Below are 2443 nucleotides of genomic sequence, written 5' to 3'. Positions count from 1 at the left end.
GCCCGGCCGGCCGGGCTCGTCGGGGCTCTTCTCGCCCTGGCCGCCTCGGAGTTCGGGGACAAGCTGGTGCAGGTGGCGTACGCGCTGATCGCGGTGCGCGCGGGTTCGACGACCTTCCTCGCCGCCGTACTGGCCGCCCAGACGATCCCGGTCCTGGCGCTGACGCCGCTCGTCAGCTCCCGGGGGTGGATCCGCTCGCGGACGGCGTGGCGGGCCGGGCTGATCGGCCAGGTGGCGGCGTTCGCCGTCGCGGCCGCGGTGGCGGACCACCGGATCGCCGTCCTGGCCTGCATTCTCGTCGCCGCGTCCTGCGAGGCCCTGACGATGCCGTTCTCCCGCTCGCTTCTGCACGCCCTCAGCGACGGGCGGCAGGCCGAACTGGCCAGGTGGTGGAGCGTCTCGAAGGCGGGAGCCGGCGCCGCGGGCATGGTGCTGGCCGGTGTGGTGGTGACCGTGGCCGGCACGGAGTCGGCCTTCGCCCTGAACGCCCTCACCTTCCTGCTGGTGCTGGCCGTGGCCTGGTCGCCGCGGATCCCGGAGGACGGTACGACGGGCAGCCGTGGCGCCACCGCGGGGTTCGGCCGCCTGCTGGCCCCCGGTGCGTTCGGCGCCCTCGGCCTCCTCTGCGTGACCGCCATGTTGATCACCACCAGCCTGGAGGGCGTGTCGGGCCCCTTCATGCTGGCCCGGACACCGGGTTACGACGCCCACGGGCTCGGCGTGGTGATGGCCTGCTGGGCCGTGGCCTCCATGGTCGCGGCGGCGGTAACTCCACGCCGTATCACCGGCATTCGCGCACTCCTCCCCCTGTCCGACCTGCTGGTGGCCCTCGCGATCGGGCTGCCGAGCCTCGGTCTCCCCTTCTGGTCCGCCACCGTCACCTTCGCCCTGGGCGGCATCGGGAACGGCGTCTTCAACCTCCTCCTCACCCGCGTCATCTGGTCGGGCGTCCCGGCCGCGGGCCAGCCCCACGCCTGGTCCGCGTTCAACTGGCTGCTGAACGCCTCCTTGTTCCTGAGCTTCGCGGTGGGCCTCTTCCTCCACCCCCGGCACACCCCGGCCCTCCTGGCGACTGCCGCGGCGCTCTGCCTCATCGCGGGCTGCGCCTATCTGTCGGCCCTGGCCCGGACCCCCAAGGCGGCCCGCGTCATCGCCTGAGCCGGGAACGACCGCCGTTTCGCCGACTTACCGCTCATCGGCGGATGAACGGCGGCACTCGGCGGAGAGGGTGACGCTCGCGGCAACACAGATTACTTATGCATGGTGCGGCCTGCCGAATGTGCCACTTTGACTGTGACGCAGCTCCGCACGCTATTCGAGCCCCGCGGCTCGGAACCGAGGGGAAAGAACCTTGCGCAGAATCCAGCGAATTCTGATCGCCGCCGTCGCAGTGGGAAGCTTCACCGCTGCGGGCATGGGAGTTGCCTATGCGGGCGACTCGAACAGCCACAACTCGAACAGCTACAACGGTCCGACGTACACGCTCCTCGGACTCAACCTCCTGGGCGGCCAGACGCCGCAGACCCCGCAGACCCCTCAAACGCCGCAGACTCCCCAGACGCCTCAGACGCCTCAGACCCCGCAGCGCATCGACCCTGCGAAGACGACGGACGGCGAGTCCGAGCAGTCGACCGAGGGACGGGGCGGCCAGGGCAACGCGCAGACCCCGAACACCCCCAACACACCGAATACTCCGAACACCCCGGGCGGTGGAGGCAACACCCCGAATACGCCGAACACCCCGAACACGCCCAACACCCCCAACACTCCGAACACCCCCAACACGCCCAACACTCCGAACACGCCCAACACCCCGAACATTCCGAATACCCCCAACACGCCCAACACCCCGAACACCCCGGACGCCCTGGGCCTCCTGAGCCTTCTGAATGCTTTGCTGTAGTCGGCGGGTGGGACGTTAAACCGGTCCCTGGACGACAAGCTGATCGGCGAATTGGTGAGCCGGGTCTCAAGCCGCTATTTCGTCAGCCATTGGAGCACGCAGACATGATGAGGCCGCGCAAATGCTTCTGCGCGGCTCCATCGTGTTGTTGGGCGCTGTCATCCTGGCGTGTTCGGGGTGTTGGGCGTGTTCGGCGTATTCCCGCCGCCACCCGCGGTGTTCGGGGTGTTGGGCGTGTTGGGCGTGTTCGGGTTGTTCCCGCCACCGCCAGGCGAGTTCGGGGTATTGGGTGTGTTCGGCGTGTTCGGGTTGTTCCCGCCACCGCCAGGCGAGTTCGGGGTGTTGGGCGTGTTCGGCGTGTTCGGGTTGTTCCCGCCACCGCCAGGCGAGTTCGGGGTATTGGGTGTGTTCGGCGTGTTCGGGTTGTGGCCGCCACCGCCAGGCGAGTTCGGGGTGTTGGGCGTGTTCGGCGTGTTCGGGTTGTGGCCGCCACCGCCAGGGGTGTTCGGGGGGTTGGGCGTGTTCGGCGTGTTCGGGTTG

Annotated in this window: 2 protein-coding genes and 1 pseudogene; all 3 read left to right on the top strand. The window is 69.3% G+C overall.

Going from position 1 to position 2443, the window contains the following annotated elements:
• A partial coding sequence (locus CCN72_RS16165) for an MFS transporter (RefSeq protein ID WP_158101360.1) occupies positions 1-1158 on the top strand: 1158 nt, incomplete at its 5' end.
• A 193-nt stretch (positions 1159-1351) separates the two neighbouring features.
• On the top strand, positions 1352-1903 hold the full coding sequence (locus CCN72_RS38615; protein ID WP_143664112.1) for a hypothetical protein: 552 nt from the start codon (positions 1352-1354) through the stop codon (positions 1901-1903).
• A 168-nt stretch (positions 1904-2071) separates the two neighbouring features.
• Positions 2072-2443: pseudogene (locus tag CCN72_RS16155) on the top strand (hypothetical protein); the annotation flags it as partial.

This window comes from Streptomyces murinus (assembly GCF_002154555.1).
Classification (GTDB): Bacteria; Actinomycetota; Actinomycetes; order Streptomycetales; family Streptomycetaceae; genus Streptomyces; species Streptomyces murinus.
This window is presented reverse-complemented; position numbering and strand designations above follow the sequence as displayed.